The organism is Enterococcus nangangensis (genome assembly GCF_005405245.1).
GTDB lineage: Bacteria > Bacillota > Bacilli > Lactobacillales > Enterococcaceae > Enterococcus_J > Enterococcus_J nangangensis.
The window spans coordinates 137366-151369 of sequence record NZ_BJDR01000001.1 but is presented as its reverse complement, the minus strand read 5'-3'; the positions used below and the strand labels follow the sequence as shown (position 1 = coordinate 151369).

At 40.9% G+C, this 14004-nt stretch carries 10 protein-coding genes and 1 other annotated feature; of the genes, 1 reads left to right on the top strand and 9 read right to left on the bottom strand.

Annotated features, from left to right (window positions below):
- Nucleotides 1-56 precede the first annotated feature (56 nt).
- Complete coding sequence (locus FFM57_RS00845) at nt 57-1862, top strand: glycerophosphodiester phosphodiesterase (protein WP_137598627.1); 1806 nt, start codon at nt 57-59, stop codon at nt 1860-1862.
- A gap of 47 nt (nt 1863-1909) precedes the next feature.
- On the opposite strand, the gene FFM57_RS00840 is transcribed toward FFM57_RS00845, so the two are convergent.
- From FFM57_RS00840 to yajC, 9 genes are all read right to left on the bottom strand, one after another.
- Entirely contained in the window at nt 1910-3844 is a 1935-nt protein-coding gene (locus FFM57_RS00840) for a serine hydrolase (protein ID WP_137598626.1), read from the bottom strand.
- Nucleotides 3845-4092: 248 nt separating this feature from the next.
- Nucleotides 4093-4473, bottom strand: a complete 381-nt coding sequence (locus FFM57_RS00835; RefSeq protein ID WP_137598686.1) for an OsmC family protein — start codon at nt 4471-4473, stop codon at nt 4093-4095.
- Between the two features lie 23 nt (nt 4474-4496).
- Nucleotides 4497-5738, bottom strand: coding sequence for a homoserine dehydrogenase (locus FFM57_RS00830; RefSeq protein ID WP_137598625.1), 1242 nt, complete (start codon nt 5736-5738; stop codon nt 4497-4499).
- A complete protein-coding gene (locus FFM57_RS00825) occupies nt 5735-7057 on the bottom strand; it encodes an aspartate kinase (RefSeq protein WP_137598624.1) in 1323 nt (440 codons plus the stop codon). Before FFM57_RS00825 ends, FFM57_RS00830 begins: the two co-directional genes overlap by 4 nt.
- Nucleotides 7051-7986 (bottom strand): homoserine O-succinyltransferase, encoded by a 936-nt coding sequence (locus tag FFM57_RS00820; RefSeq protein ID WP_137598623.1) that lies wholly within the window; start codon nt 7984-7986, stop codon nt 7051-7053. Before FFM57_RS00820 ends, FFM57_RS00825 begins: the two co-directional genes overlap by 7 nt.
- Nucleotides 7987-8059: 73 nt before the next feature.
- Nucleotides 8060-9157 carry a PLP-dependent transferase gene (locus tag FFM57_RS00815; RefSeq protein WP_137598622.1) on the bottom strand — a complete coding sequence of 366 codons (1098 nt, stop codon included), beginning with the start codon at nt 9155-9157 and terminating at the stop codon, nt 8060-8062.
- The gene (locus tag FFM57_RS00810) at nt 9150-10349 is read right to left on the bottom strand and encodes a MalY/PatB family protein (RefSeq protein ID WP_137598621.1); all 1200 of its coding nucleotides are present in this window, start codon (nt 10347-10349) and stop codon (nt 9150-9152) included. The genes FFM57_RS00815 and FFM57_RS00810 overlap by 8 nt, the downstream gene beginning before the upstream one ends.
- A 44-nt stretch (nt 10350-10393) precedes the next feature.
- Nucleotides 10394-10600: a binding site (T-box leader), on the bottom strand.
- 216 nt (nt 10601-10816) lie between these two features.
- Complete coding sequence (gene adhE / locus FFM57_RS00805) at nt 10817-13420, bottom strand: bifunctional acetaldehyde-CoA/alcohol dehydrogenase (RefSeq protein ID WP_137598620.1); 2604 nt, start codon at nt 13418-13420, stop codon at nt 10817-10819.
- A 224-nt stretch (nt 13421-13644) separates the two neighbouring features.
- Nucleotides 13645-13977: a preprotein translocase subunit YajC gene (yajC, locus tag FFM57_RS00800; protein WP_307722990.1), complete on the bottom strand. Its 333-nt coding sequence runs from the start codon at nt 13975-13977 to the stop codon at nt 13645-13647.
- Nucleotides 13978-14004 lie beyond the last annotated feature (27 nt).

Genomic DNA, 14004 nt, shown 5'->3' with positions numbered 1-14004 from the left:
CCATCAGTGGCGGCAGTCTTTTTTTGTCGGCCCTGCCTTTTAAAGGAGAACAACTCATGAAAACTTTATGGAATCAAATTAAATTAACTAGTCATTTTCTCCGCCAAAGTAAAGCTTATTTTCGTGACACCTTAGTGATGCACGCTTTAATGCTTTTTGTTTTAATTCCCGCCTTAGAAGCGAGTATGAAACTGATTTTAAAGCTCGGCGGCGTAAAATATTTGTCTTCTGACAATATTCCCCAAATCTTCCAACAACACGGAGTTTTATTATTAGCGCTACTGCTCCTTTTAATTTTGACTTTGGCAGTCCTTTTCTTTGAATTCAGTTTTTTATTGTTGAGTTTAAAAGCGATTCAAGATAAGCAACCGCTTAGCGTCATTCAACTATTTAAAATCACCGTAGCTAAACTTAAAAAAATCCGCCCCGCCACCCTCCTTTTCTTTTTACTTTTTTTAGTCTTATTACTACCCTTGGCTGGTCTTGGTTTCCATTCTGATTTACTAGCGAAAATTAAAATTCCCGCCTTTATTTTAGATTATATTTTTCAGCAACGTTATCGCGTCGTCACCAGTTTTATTGGCGGTTATCTCCTGTTATTACTTTTAGCAGTCCGTTTTATTTTTGTCTTACCTTATTTATTGTTACATGATGATTCGTTAAAAGTCTCTTTACAAAAAAGTTGGCGTAAGACTCGTGGACATGTGGTTCAAATTTTGTTGCAAATCGTCGGTCTTTACTTTGCCGTTTTAGGAGTAGTCTCCTTAATTTTTCTACTAATTTACCACGGTCAAGCCTTAATGGAAAGTTGGCAAGGCCATTGGGGCTTACCAGGAGCTGTCTTAGCGTTAACCTTATTACAAGGCTTAACCCTTTTGCATACAGCCTTCCTTTCCGCTTTACTTTTTTATGTTCTATTATTCTGGCTAAAAGACGACTTACCGCCTTTAAAAATGCCCCGACGCTTTTATCCCCCGCGGGAAAAAAGAAGTCTGCGGATTGGTCGGGCTATCTTTTTATTAGGCGGGTTATGCACCCTTTTTGGCGGTGCGCTACTTTATAATTACCACTACCTAGCTGATTTTTCTTTTCACACGCCCCTCATTATCTCCCACCGCGGAGTAGATCTTTCTGGTACTCCTAATGGGGTGCAAAATTCCATTGCCGCTTTAACAGCCACCCAGCGTTTAGGTGTTGATTTTGTTGAAATGGATATTTTTCAAACAAAAGACGGTGAATTCGCCGTGGTGCACGATCGCAACTTAAAAGCTTTAACAGGCCATGATGTGAATATCGATGACCTAACTTTAGCTGAAGCTACTGCCTTAACGGTTAAAGACAACGGGATGACGGCTCCTTTAGCCAGCTTTGACGACTATTTAGCCACCGCCGAAAAAAGCCAGCAACCCCTCCTAGTAGAATTAAAAATTACCCCACAAGATTCTCCAGAACTAGCTGCAACTTTTGTCCAGCGCTATGGTGAGCGCCTCTTACAGGACGGTTCATGGGTCCAATCCCTGAGTTATCCTTTGGTGGAAAAAGTGAAGGCCCTAGCTCCCTATTTAAAAGTAGGCTACATTTTACCTTTTAATATTATTGGTCCCCCCACCTCCAATGCTGATTTTTTTGTGATGGAACACACTACTCTCAATAGTAATTTTGTGGCGGCGGCTAAAGCGGATGGTAAAGAAGTGTATGCTTGGACTATTAATGATTCCTCCACGATGGATCGCGTACTTTTCTACGGGGCCACGGCGGTTATTACCGATTATGTAGCAGACTTAAAAACGGCCCTCAATCAGCAGAAAGACTTCCCCACTTACGCTGACAAACTTTTGTATTATTGGATTGGGATTGGTTAAAAAAGACTAGAGCGTGATAGGACAAGGCCCTGTTACGCTCTAGTCTTTTAATTGTTGATCAATAATTTAGCCGTTGCTGCTGCTAACTCTTCAACTAAAGTAATTCCTGCTAATTCCGAATCATTATTTTTACTCAAAACGGCAATTGTATAATCCGTTTTTTCATTGGTAGGATCATAAACGTGCCCGATACTATTAATTACCCAAGTACCATCACTGCGGTCTAACCAACCATTTTTTATTTGAAAAGCTGGCGCCCCCACAGAAATTCCCCAATCTTGTTCTGAATCTACATTCCCCATCAAAGCTAAAATTTTCTCACGAGAAGTAAGACTTAAGTAATTGCCTTCATTATAGGCTAGCATGTTTAACAAAGTAATTTGATCTAAGGCTGTGGTGGTCGTCAGCCCCCATGATTCTTCCGTATAATGACTATCCGTCATCCCCAGGGTAGTAAACAATGTACTTAAAGAAGCAAAACCTCCAAGTCGCTCCTTTAACAAATAAGTTGTCGCCTCATTATCGCTTTGTTCAATCATATATTTTAACTCAACTTCATCGTCTTCACTCACAGTGAGGGCCCCTGTCTCTAAAGATTTCATGTAAAGAGAGGCCACAGAAACTTTAACGATACTGGCTGTTTCAAAAGTCGTATGCAGCCCATTATTAGTTAAGTGATACGTTAAGCCACTAGTATGGTCATAAACCGCAATATCCGCTTGACCAGTAGCTTGAGCCAAAAGAGGCTGCCAAGCAGCTAATAAAAACGTCGTGACATCGTTGATTGGTGGTGTCACACTAGTTGAGGTGGTGGTGACCTCTTCTGCCGTAGCCGTGGTCGCCGTTGCATCCGCATGCAAGCGAGAACTCCCGACTCCGCCATAAATAAAACCTAGTAATAAGAAACTAGTTCCTAAGACGACTAGCCGCTCTTTGCCTAATGAAAGTTGTCGGTAATGTCTGGCTAAAAAGCGCACCCCTAGCCCACCAGCAAGGCTCAGCAGAAGCGTGACACTCCCGCCTAAAAGGACACCCCATTGCGGCAGCAAGATAATACTTATTCCGCTAAAAAAACAGTAACTTGCCAAAAGAAAGCTCCACCAGCCATTTCCCAAACGGAATTTTTGTTGATCAGCTAAAAGACGACCATGAAATAAAAGGACTAAAGCGACAAGCCAACCTAACGTGGTACCACTCATTAGGGCCCCACGACTTTCATTAGGGAAAAAACAAACCGCTAGCACTAAAAGTCCTAAAGCTCCTCCAGTGCCAAAGATTAATCGTGAATGGGAATAACGGCGACTAAAGTTAGTTAACATCGTCGTTTCCTCGTTGACTCCTAAAAGACAACTCAGGGCACTACCGGCCAAAAAGCCTGGCGCATACATAAAGGGAAGATAAAGTAGCGATGAACTAGAGGCTAGCAAACTAAAAGCGATACTGCCACCAAAAGTTAAGAGGGTTAAACTAGCCGCTGTGGCAAACCAAAAAGGAGCGGCTTTTTTTCCTTTGGGTCGAATTTTTTCTAAGAACCAGAGAACTAGCCCCCAGATTACCGTAAGTTGACAAAGATTCGCTAAGGGCCACAGGCTACTGAAGAGCTGAGGTGCAGCCACACCAGTGCTAGTATCGGTAAACAGTTGATAGATATTCAATACACAGCCGAAACTGGCAAAAAGTTGATGGCTAAAATCTGCCAACACACTTGGCTGCCAGCAATAAGCCCAAATTCCCCCAATAAGTGCCAATAAAGCAAGCGGCACAAAAATACTTTTAATCCCCTTCAGAAGATAATGTCCTAAATAAAATTTTCCTTGCTTTTTGACGTGTTCTAAAGTCAAACCTGTCATTAGGTAGCCAGCAATGGCTAGCACAGCAGCAATTAAAAGGTTGCTTGCCTCCAGTTGCTGCCACCAAATTTGCTGGGCAAAAATCAGCAACAAAATACCGAGCCCCAAAACATCAAATCCACGCATTCTCATGTTGTTCCCCAATTCTATCCCTTTGAATAGTTAAATTTTCAAAAGATTATGTGTTTTTCTTCATGGTAGTCATCTCCTTCTTTTTCGTCAAGCTAATTTAACGATTTTAAATAAAAAAAGACGTTCCCTTTTTGCAATAATTCCTTACCATATGACAACAGTTTATTTCTTCACTAATTTCCAAAAAAAATTTTGCCAAAATAAAAAAGTTAGCCTTATTAAAGACTAACTTTACAAGTAGATTTATCCTAAAAAGCTACTGTTTCAATGACTTCAATTGCTGGATCTAGTGACTGAATCACTGGACAATTTGGTGACACTAAGCGTAAACAACGTTGCGCTTTTTCTTGCTGTTCCTTAGTTATCCCAACTGTTAAAAAATGAATTGTAATTGTTTTAATAGGATGGGCTTTTTTCTCTAAATTTCGTTCATAACTAACGTGAACTTCTTGAATGGTACCCACAATTTTGGAATTTTCCAGGACCTCTTGATAGACATAACCTCCACAAGCAGCTACTGCGTTGACTAAAGATTGTACCGGTGAATACCCTCCTTGGCGTAATAAAATCCAATTGGGTTTATCTGGAACGGCAAGTTCAAAACCATTGGCACCTTTTTTTAAAATCATCGTTTCCGCCATTAAATAACCTCCTACTCAAAAATGGGATAGGCTTTACCATCAATAAATTTCTCTAAGCGTTCCACTTCATTAAAAGATAAGCGCTGAGTAAATAAAGCTAGGCCATTGTCTTTTAATTCTTGGAAAGTAACAGTAAATCCTTCTTCTTTTATGGTAGCAAGAATTTGCCGTGTTGTCAGTAATTCTTTCGTTAAAAAGACCACAAAAGTTTTTTGCAACTCATTTTGTGGCACCACTGTTCCTGCTTCATCAAAAGAATGGAATGTTTGACCTGTGATATTTAATTTCATCTCAGAAGCGACAGTAATTAAATCCGTAACCACGCTATTGGACGTGGGTTGACTGCCAGCCCCGGGACCGATATATAACGCTTCTCCCAAATTATTACTCTTGACAAAAACGCCATTATTTTCATTTTCAATTTGTCCAAGGGAATGACTTTCAAAGACTAAAGTCGGCCAAACTATCAAAGTGATCGCATTCCCAACTTTTTTTGTTTCAGCAATCAGCTTAATACGATAACCAATTTGTTGGGCCATTTTAATATCTTGAGCGGTAACGTTTTCGATACCGGCTACTTTTAAATCCTCTAAAGCAACTTTGCGGCCATAGGCAAAGTGGGCTAAGATAACTAACTTGTAGCTGGCATCCCATCCTGCCACATCATTGGTCGGGTCTGCTTCCGCAAAACCATTTTTTTGCGCTAAAACCAAAGCTTCTTGGTAATTCAATTGTTTTTGCGACATCTGGGACAAAATAAAGTTACATGTCCCATTTACAATGCCAGCTACATTGAAAATTTCATCGCCGCTGTAGGCTTGGGCAATCGTGCGTAAAATCGGGACACCTCCACAAACCGCCCCTTCATAGTAGAAAGCCACTTGATTTTCTTGGGCGGTGGCAATCAATAATGGACCATTTTTGGCGATTAAATTTTTATTGGCGCTCACCACATGCTTACCTGCCGCAAAGCAAGCGAGAATGTAATCTTCAGCAGGTTGAAAGCCTCCCATGACCTCAATCACAATATCAATTTGCGGGTCAGTTAAAATGTCTTGAATATCAGTGACCAATTCCAGTTGATGCTCCCGTGCAAGGTCTTGATATTTTGCCGGATCGCGGACTAAAACTTTGGTAATAGCAAAATTTACTTGGCGGCTTTTCAATAATTTTTTTTGAATTTTTAGCTGTGTTAAAACACCTTGGCCTACAACCCCACAACCCAATAATGCTAAATGAATGACTTGGCTCATGCGTCGCCCCCCTTTACTAATCCTGCATATAATTTTTGAATCGTCTGGGCAAAATCGCTGCGTTTTACCCCTAAGACGATATTTAGTTCTGCGGTACTCTGAGAAACTAAACCAACATCAATTCCAGCGGCCCCTAAAATTCCTAGAACATTTGCCGACAGGTTGACATTTTTTCCAGCCGAGCGTCCTACTACCACCACTAAAGCAATATCTTCTAAAATTTCTAGACTATCAAGATGAAGTGTAGCTTTTAGTTCAGCCATCAGTTGGTAAAGGCTCAACTCTACTTCCTTTTTCGGCAAAATAATCGCGACGTTGTCATAACCACTTAAGATGTACTCAATAAAGATTTCGTGGTTCTTAATAATTTCCATCGCGCGATATAAAAAACCAATTTCGGAAATCATTTGGCGTTTTCCTAAAACCAAAGCAATGTACCCTTTTTTACCGGCGATTCCCGTAATATTGTGCCGAGTCGTTTGCGCCGTCTCGGAGATTAACGTACCTGGATCTTGGGGGCAATTGGTATTTTTGATTTGAATGGGAATTTTCACTTCTTGCACAGGTAAAATAGCTTCTTCATGTAAAACATTAGCGCCCATAAAAGAAAGCTCCTGCAACTCTTGATAAGTCGCAAAACTAACGCGCTCAGGCCTGTCAATCAAACGGGGATCGGCCAATAAAATGCCGGAAACATCCGTCCAATTTTCATAGAGTGTCGCCTGTGCTACCCGCGCTAAGATTGCCCCGGTTACATCGCTGCCACCACGGGACATTAATTTAATTTGTTGATTGGGATAAGCACCGTAAAAGCCTGGCACTAAAATTTTGGCATACTTTTTCCGATAAACTTGGAACTGGCTAGCCGTAGCTAAATAGTCGATTTTACCATCATAGCCATAACGAATAATTTCTTTGGCATCCACAAAAGTAAAACCTAAGTACTCACTCATTAATAAGGCCGTCAAATACTCGCCGCGACTAACTAAGTAATCTTCAGAAACCGTTTCTTTTTGAATCTCTTGATACAGCTTTCCTAATGCTTCTTCCATCGGAAACTGCAAACCTAGCTCGGTTTTCACAGTCATAAAACGCGCTGCAATGGTTTGCCACAAGTCGGCATAAGAGACGCCGTGTTTCATATGGGCGTATAAAATGTAAAGTAAGTCAGTAATTTTATCATCGGTTACTTGGCTTTTTCCTAAAGCGGAGACGACGACAATTTGTCGGGTGGAATCAGCTTCAATAATGGCTTTCACTTTTTGGAACTGCCGGGTATTGGCTAAAGAAGAACCGCCAAATTTCGCTACTTTTACCATCTTTTACACCTTTCATTTACTAAAATTTTCGACAAATCATATGGCGTGACTTGATATACTTCATTTAACCAGTTGAGGAAAAATAAAGTCGCATGTCCCCGCCACCGATTGACAATCGTCTGCTGGGGGTCATCATTTAAATAATAATTTTGCGGTAGTGCGGTAGTCAGCCCCCGTTGATGATCACGGCGATATTCCTCGTCTAAAGTGGACGTTTCATACTCAAAGTGGCCCAGTAGAAAAATATTTTTTTCATCAGGCGAGACTAAAATTGTTGGACCAATTTCTGAACTGGCTGCCAGCACTTGTAAGGAACTTTCGGCTACTTGTTTAGGATTTATACCTGTGTAGCGAGATTGCGGCGTATAAAAACAATCATCAAAGCCCGTTAAGAGCGGCGAGTCTAAGTCAGTAGCTATTTGCGGATAAATGCCAAAAAGTTTTTTTGCATATAATACTTTTTCAATGCCAAAGTGGTGGTAAAGACCGGCCTGCGCGCCCCAACAGATGTGTAAAACTGATGTACAGTGGCTTTGACTCCAATCCATAATTGTCGTCAATTCTTGCCAATAGTCTACCTCTTCAAAGGGAATTTTCTCTAAAGGTGCCCCCGTAATAATCATGGCGTCAAAAGTTAAATCTTGCAGTCGTGCAAACTCTTGGTAAAATTTTTCTAAGTGGGTAGCACTAGTGTGTTTGCTTTCGTGTTGGCTCATTTTTAAGAGCGTCGCATTAACTTGTAATGGACTTTGGGACAACAAGCGCAATAATTGCACCTCGGCGTTAATTTTATCCGGCATCAAATTGGCCACTAAAATTTCTAAAGGACGAATATCTTGATGATTCGCCCGCGTATCACTAATGGCAAAGACATTTTCCTTTTGTAAAATCTCCGTTGCCGGTAAATCTTTTGGTAGCCGAATCGGCATACTGTTTCCCCCAATTCCTCATAAAATTACTTTGCTGTCATGACCATAAAAGTAAGGCAAGACACAAAAATTTTTAAGCCATCACGGCTAAAGCTTGTTCCAAATCGGCGATTAAATCAGTTGGATCTTCAATCCCGATAGCCAGCCGTAATAAGTCTGGTGTTAAACCGTAAGACTCCCGCACTTCTTGTGGGATATCGTGGTGCGTTTGTGTTGTGGGATAAGTAACTAGACTTTCTACGCCCCCCAAACTCTCAGCAAAAGAAAAGATTTTTAAAGCGCCTAAAAAATCGGCAATCTTTGTACTATCTTTGACGCGAATACTAATCATGCCGCCAATCCCTGGATATAAAACATCTTTAATATACGCATTCTTTTTCAGCTGCGCGACGATTGCTTGAGCATTTTTTTCTTGACGGTCGACACGTAAAGATAAAGTTTTCAAACTGCGGATAAATAACCAACTATCAAAAGGACTTAAAGTAGGACCTGTTGTATTAGCCAACCACAAAAGTTTTTCCCCTAGCTGGTCATTTTTAGTGACCACCACTCCCGCTAAAATATCGTTGTGGCCCGCTAAAAATTTAGTGCCGGAGTGTAGGACAATGTCGGCCCCCAAGTTCAAAGGTTTTTGCCGCAATGGCGTTAAGAAAGTGTTGTCGACAATCACCAGTGCCCCAACCTTTTTAGCTTGGTGTACGGCAGCTTCAATATCAAAAATGTTCATTAGAGGATTCGTGGGAGTTTCCAAAAAGACGGCATCAACAGTTTCATCTAATAAGGCCGCCAATTCCGCATCATTATTAAAGTAACGGAAATTCGCTGTACCTTGTTGCGCTAAAAAGTCGAAGTAACGGAAGCTCCCCCCATAAATATCACGACCGACGAGAAAAGTTGAACCTTGCGGAAAAATTCCTAAGACCAACTGAATGGCCGCCATGCCCGAACTCGTGACAATCCCATGGGTGCCATCTTCAAGTTTTGCTAAAGCGCGTTCTAAGATGTCCCGCGTTGGATTTTTTGTCCGGGTATAGTCAAAGCCGGTGCTTTCCCCTAATTTGGGATGAGCATAGGTAGTGGATAGATAAATGGGTGCACTAATGGCCCCTGTTTGTTGATCAAAATGATTCCCAATTTGGGCTAATAAAGTATCAATATGTTCTTCAGTCATTTTCTTTTACTCCTTTTTGAATTCCTTGAATTAATTGCGCCACGGCTTTTTCGATGTTACGGGGTACTGTCGCTAAATTCATGCGGATAAAACCGCCGCTCTCCTTAGCAAACCATGAACCAAAATCTACAGCTAAGCCACACTCATCTTTAATAAACGTCTCTAATTTTTCGCTAGGACAAACTTGACTTAAATCAATCCATAGCAGATACGTTCCTTGCAAATCCCCCACTTTCACTTGCGGACAAGCTTCAGTCAAAGTCGTGGCCACATAGTGATAGTTTTGTCGAATCACCGTTAATAACTGATCAAACCATTCTTCACCTGTTTCGTAAGCAGCAGCGCCAGCAATCAAGCCTAAAAGCGAATTTTCTGACTGGCTGAAGCGGCCAATGCGGCGATCAAATTGGCGCCGTAAACTGTCATCAGGAATCAAAATATGACCATTCAATAAACTAGCTAAGTTAAACGTTTTGGATGGTGCATTCACCACGATAACGTTCTTTAAAAAAGCATCGTCAGCTACTTTTAATACCGAGATGAAGGGTTCAGCCTGCAAAATATAATCTTGATGAATTTCATCAGCAATTACTAAGACGTCATGCTTTTGGCAAATTTCCAAGACTGCCGTGAGTTCCGCAGCTGACCAAACACGGCCCACTGGATTGTGGGGTGAACACAAAATAAAAATTTTCACTTGCTCTTCTTGGATTTTCTTTTCGAAATCTACCAAATCCATTTGGTAGCCCGTTGCCGTTTGTTTTAAAGGCGACTCAACCAAACGTCGGCCAGCCAACTTCACAACATTCGCAAAAGGATAATAGACTGGTGGCTGAATCAAGACTGCTTCTTTTTCCTGCGAATAAATTTGGACGAGATGCAATAAAGATTCCACGACACCCCGCGAAAATCGTAACCACTCCGGTTGCAAAAGAACGCCGTGACGTTTTTTTTGCCACGCCGCAAAAGCTGGAAAATAATTAGCGGGTATTTGTGAGTAACCATAAACACCATGACTAATCCGCTCTTGTAAAGCTGCCGTCACGCCGTCTGGTACTTTAAATTCCATATCTGCTACCCATAATGGTAATAAATCAGCCGACCCAAAGCGTTCCTCTAAAGCATCCCACTTCAAAGAGTCAGTTTGTTTGCGGGTTACACCGTATTTGGCAATAAATTCTACTGTATCCATCTTGACACCTACCTTTTTAGGATAAAAAAAATAGCCCTTTCGATTGAAAGGACGTTTGCACGTGGTACCACCTGACTTTGTTGTCTTAAGACAACCTCACTGGCGGCTATAATGGGCTCCCCATGAACTGTTGATAATTCACAGCTCCACGCTCCAAGACCATCTTCCTAAATCTTTTTTTGCTGACTTGCACCAAGTGTCCGCTCTCTTTGAAAAAAATAATTTAGTACTCATCTTTTCACTGCATTTCTCTTGCATCATAATGTAAATCATTGGAAATGTCAAAGCAATTCTCATAATGTTACAAAAATTTCTAGCGAACAATCGGTTTATTCCAAAATAATCTGACTTCTTTATCTGTTGTTAAATTTCAATTAGTTAAGTTTAGCGTCAAATTTTTTTCGCTAAGGTTTTAAAGCTAAAACTGCGCTAGCCTTTACGGCTAACGCAGCGTCCTGTTTTAGTGTTTATTGTTTATCTTCATAAGCGTCTAAGATAATTTGTTTTAGTTCAGAGATTAACGGTTCTTTAGGATTAGCAGTCGTACATTGGTCTTCATAAGCGAGCTCGCTCATGCGATCCACGGTATTATCTAAAATTTCTGCCGTTACACCTTGTGCTTTTAAGTTCATCTTAATACCAACGCGTTCACCTAAATCGTGAACAGCAGTAGCTAAAGCGGCCACCAATTCTTCCGTCGTTTCACCTTTAAGACCTAAGAATTTTGCAATATCAGCGTAGTCTTGATCTGCCCGGAAGTAATCATATTTCGGGAACATCGCGTGCTTTTGCGGATCTTTAGCGTTGTAACGAATAATGTGCGGTAACAAGATAGCGTTAGTCCGACCGTGAGGAATACCATACTCACCACCAATTTTGTGGGCAATTGAGTGACAAATTCCTAAGAAGGCATTGGCAAAAGCCATCCCCGCCATGGTGGAAGCGTTGTGCATTTTTTCCCGTGATTCCATGTCCGGTGTTTTGACCGATTTTTCTAAATAGTCAAAGACTAACTTAATCGCTTGAAGCGATAAGCCTCGTGTATAATCAGAGGCCATTACGGAAACATAAGACTCAATGGCGTGGGTTAAAACGTCCATCCCTGTATCTGCTGTAACGCCGCCTGGCACGCTTAACACAAATTGCGGGTCAACAATCGCTACATCTGGTGTCAACGCATAGTCTGCTAAAGGATATTTCACATGGGTTTCACTGTCGGTAATCACCGCAAAAGGTGTCACCTCAGAGCCAGTCCCAGAAGTTGTGGGAATACATACGAATTGAGCTTTTTCTGCGGTTGGAATTTTGTAGGTTCGTTTACGAATATCTAAGAATTTTTGTTTAGCGCCAAAGAAAGAAGTATCTGGATGTTCAAAGAATAACCACATGCCCTTAGCCGCATCCATGGCAGAACCGCCACCTAACGCGATGATAGTATCCGGCTGGAAGTCAACGATGCGTTCTAATCCTTTATAGACTGTATCAGTCGAAGGATTAGGTTCCACTTCAGAAAACATTTCGATTTTGACGTTGTTGCTGCGACGACGTAATACTTCCATTACGGTATCAGCGTAACCAAATTGCACCATGCCTGGGTCACACACTAAGAAAACTCGTTCAACTTTCGGCATTTTTTCTAAATAGAGTAAAGAATTTTTTTCAAAGTAAATTTTGGACGGCAATTTGAACCATTGCATATTATTTCTCCGTTTCGCAACTGTTTTGACGTTAATTAAGTTGATTGCTGAGACGTTTCTAGAAACAGAGTTCTTGCCGTAAGAGCCACAACCTAACGTTAGCGAGGGAATCATTTCGTTGTAAATGTTACCGATGCCGCCTTCAGCAGCTGGACTATTTACTAAAATCCGACAAGCTTTCATCCGCAACCCAAATTGTAATTGTAAGTTTTCATCTTCAGAGTGAATCACAGCTGTATGACCTAGACCACCGAGATCTAACATCGCTTCACATAAATCTAAAGCGTGAGCTGTATTTTTAGCTTTCATCATTGCTAAAACAGGTGATAATTTTTCGCGAGATAATGGATAATCGGCTCCTGCACCTTCTAGTTCAGCGATTAGTAATTTTGTCCCCGCTGGTACTTCAATTCCTGCCCACTCCGCAATTTCCAGCGCGGAATGACCCACAACTTTTGGATTTACTGCGTATTTCCCTTCGTTTAAAACGACTGCTTCTAATTTACTTAACTCAGAAGGTTTAACAAAATAAACTTGATGTGCTTGGAACTCTGCTTTAACTGCCGCATAAATTTCACGATCCACAATTACCGCTTGTTCAGAAGCACAAATCATACCGTTATCAAAAGTTTTAGAAACAATTAAGTCATTGACTGCGCGTTTCACTTTTGCCGTTTTTTCAATATAAGCTGGCGTATTCCCCGGACCAACACCTAACGCTGGTTTACCAGTAGAGTAAGCAGATTTCACCATGCCAGCACCACCGGTTGCTAAGACAATGGCGATCCCTGGGTGATTCATCAATTGGGAAGTTGCTTCAATGGAAGGTTGTTCAATCCATTGTACACAGTTTTCCGGTGCACCCGCGGCAATCGCTGCATCACGAACAATTCGAGCAGCTTCAGCTGAAGATTTTTGTGCGCTAGGATGGAAAGCGAAGACAATTGGATTACGCGTCTTTAAAGCAATCATCGCTTTAAAAATAGTCGTAGAAGTTGGGTTAGTGGTTGGTGTTACCCCACAAACTACTCCAACTGGTTCAGCGATTTCAATTAAGCCTTTTTGTTTATCTTCATGAATAACACCGACTGTTTTATTATCTTTAATGGAGTTCCAAATATATTCAGAGGCGTACATGTTTTTAATAGCTTTGTCTTCTAGGACACCACGACCGGTTTCATCGACAGCCATTTTAGCTAAAAGCATATGTTTATCTAAAGCCGCCATTGCCATTTCATGCACAATATGATCAACTTTCTCTTGGTCAAAGTCAGCCATTTCTTTTAAAGCAATGTTTGCTTTCGTGGCTAGCTCATCAATCATTCCTGTTACATCAAGGGTTTCATCTCTTTTCAATTCTTTTACATTTGTCATAGTGTCCTCCTGGATAACTAAAAATAGTTTGTTAATCTTTTCACATTTATATCATACAAGCTAATTTATTCCTTGTCAACATTTTTTGTGAATAATTTCACGGTTAACGCTTACATGATAAAAATATAATAAAAAAAGATTATCTTGTTATTTCATCGTAACAAAGATTCGCCATTTTACAAAACAAAAAAAACACCACAAAAAGTGGTGTTCTCAAGGTAGCTTTAAGCTTCTGGTGTATCATTGTGCTCTTCATCTGTCGTTTCCGCATCATCAACGTTTGAAGTTGGTAATGAGGTATTAGGTTTAATCGTTTTAACTGCCGCGCGATCAAATTCTAAAAAGATTCCTTCACAGTCTAAAGTAACGGTGCCCTTTTCCGTATTGATTTCGGATAACACGCCGTGCAAGCCACCAATCGTCACGATATCATCACCCACGGACATTTGGTTTAATTGGGTTTGACGTTGTTGTTGTTGTTTCTTTTGGGAGCGGCTCATAAACCACAAAGCCCCCACCATAATAATCAAAGGAATGATTAATTCCACTTCATTCACCTCGTTTCTCTCATGTCTTCTTGAATA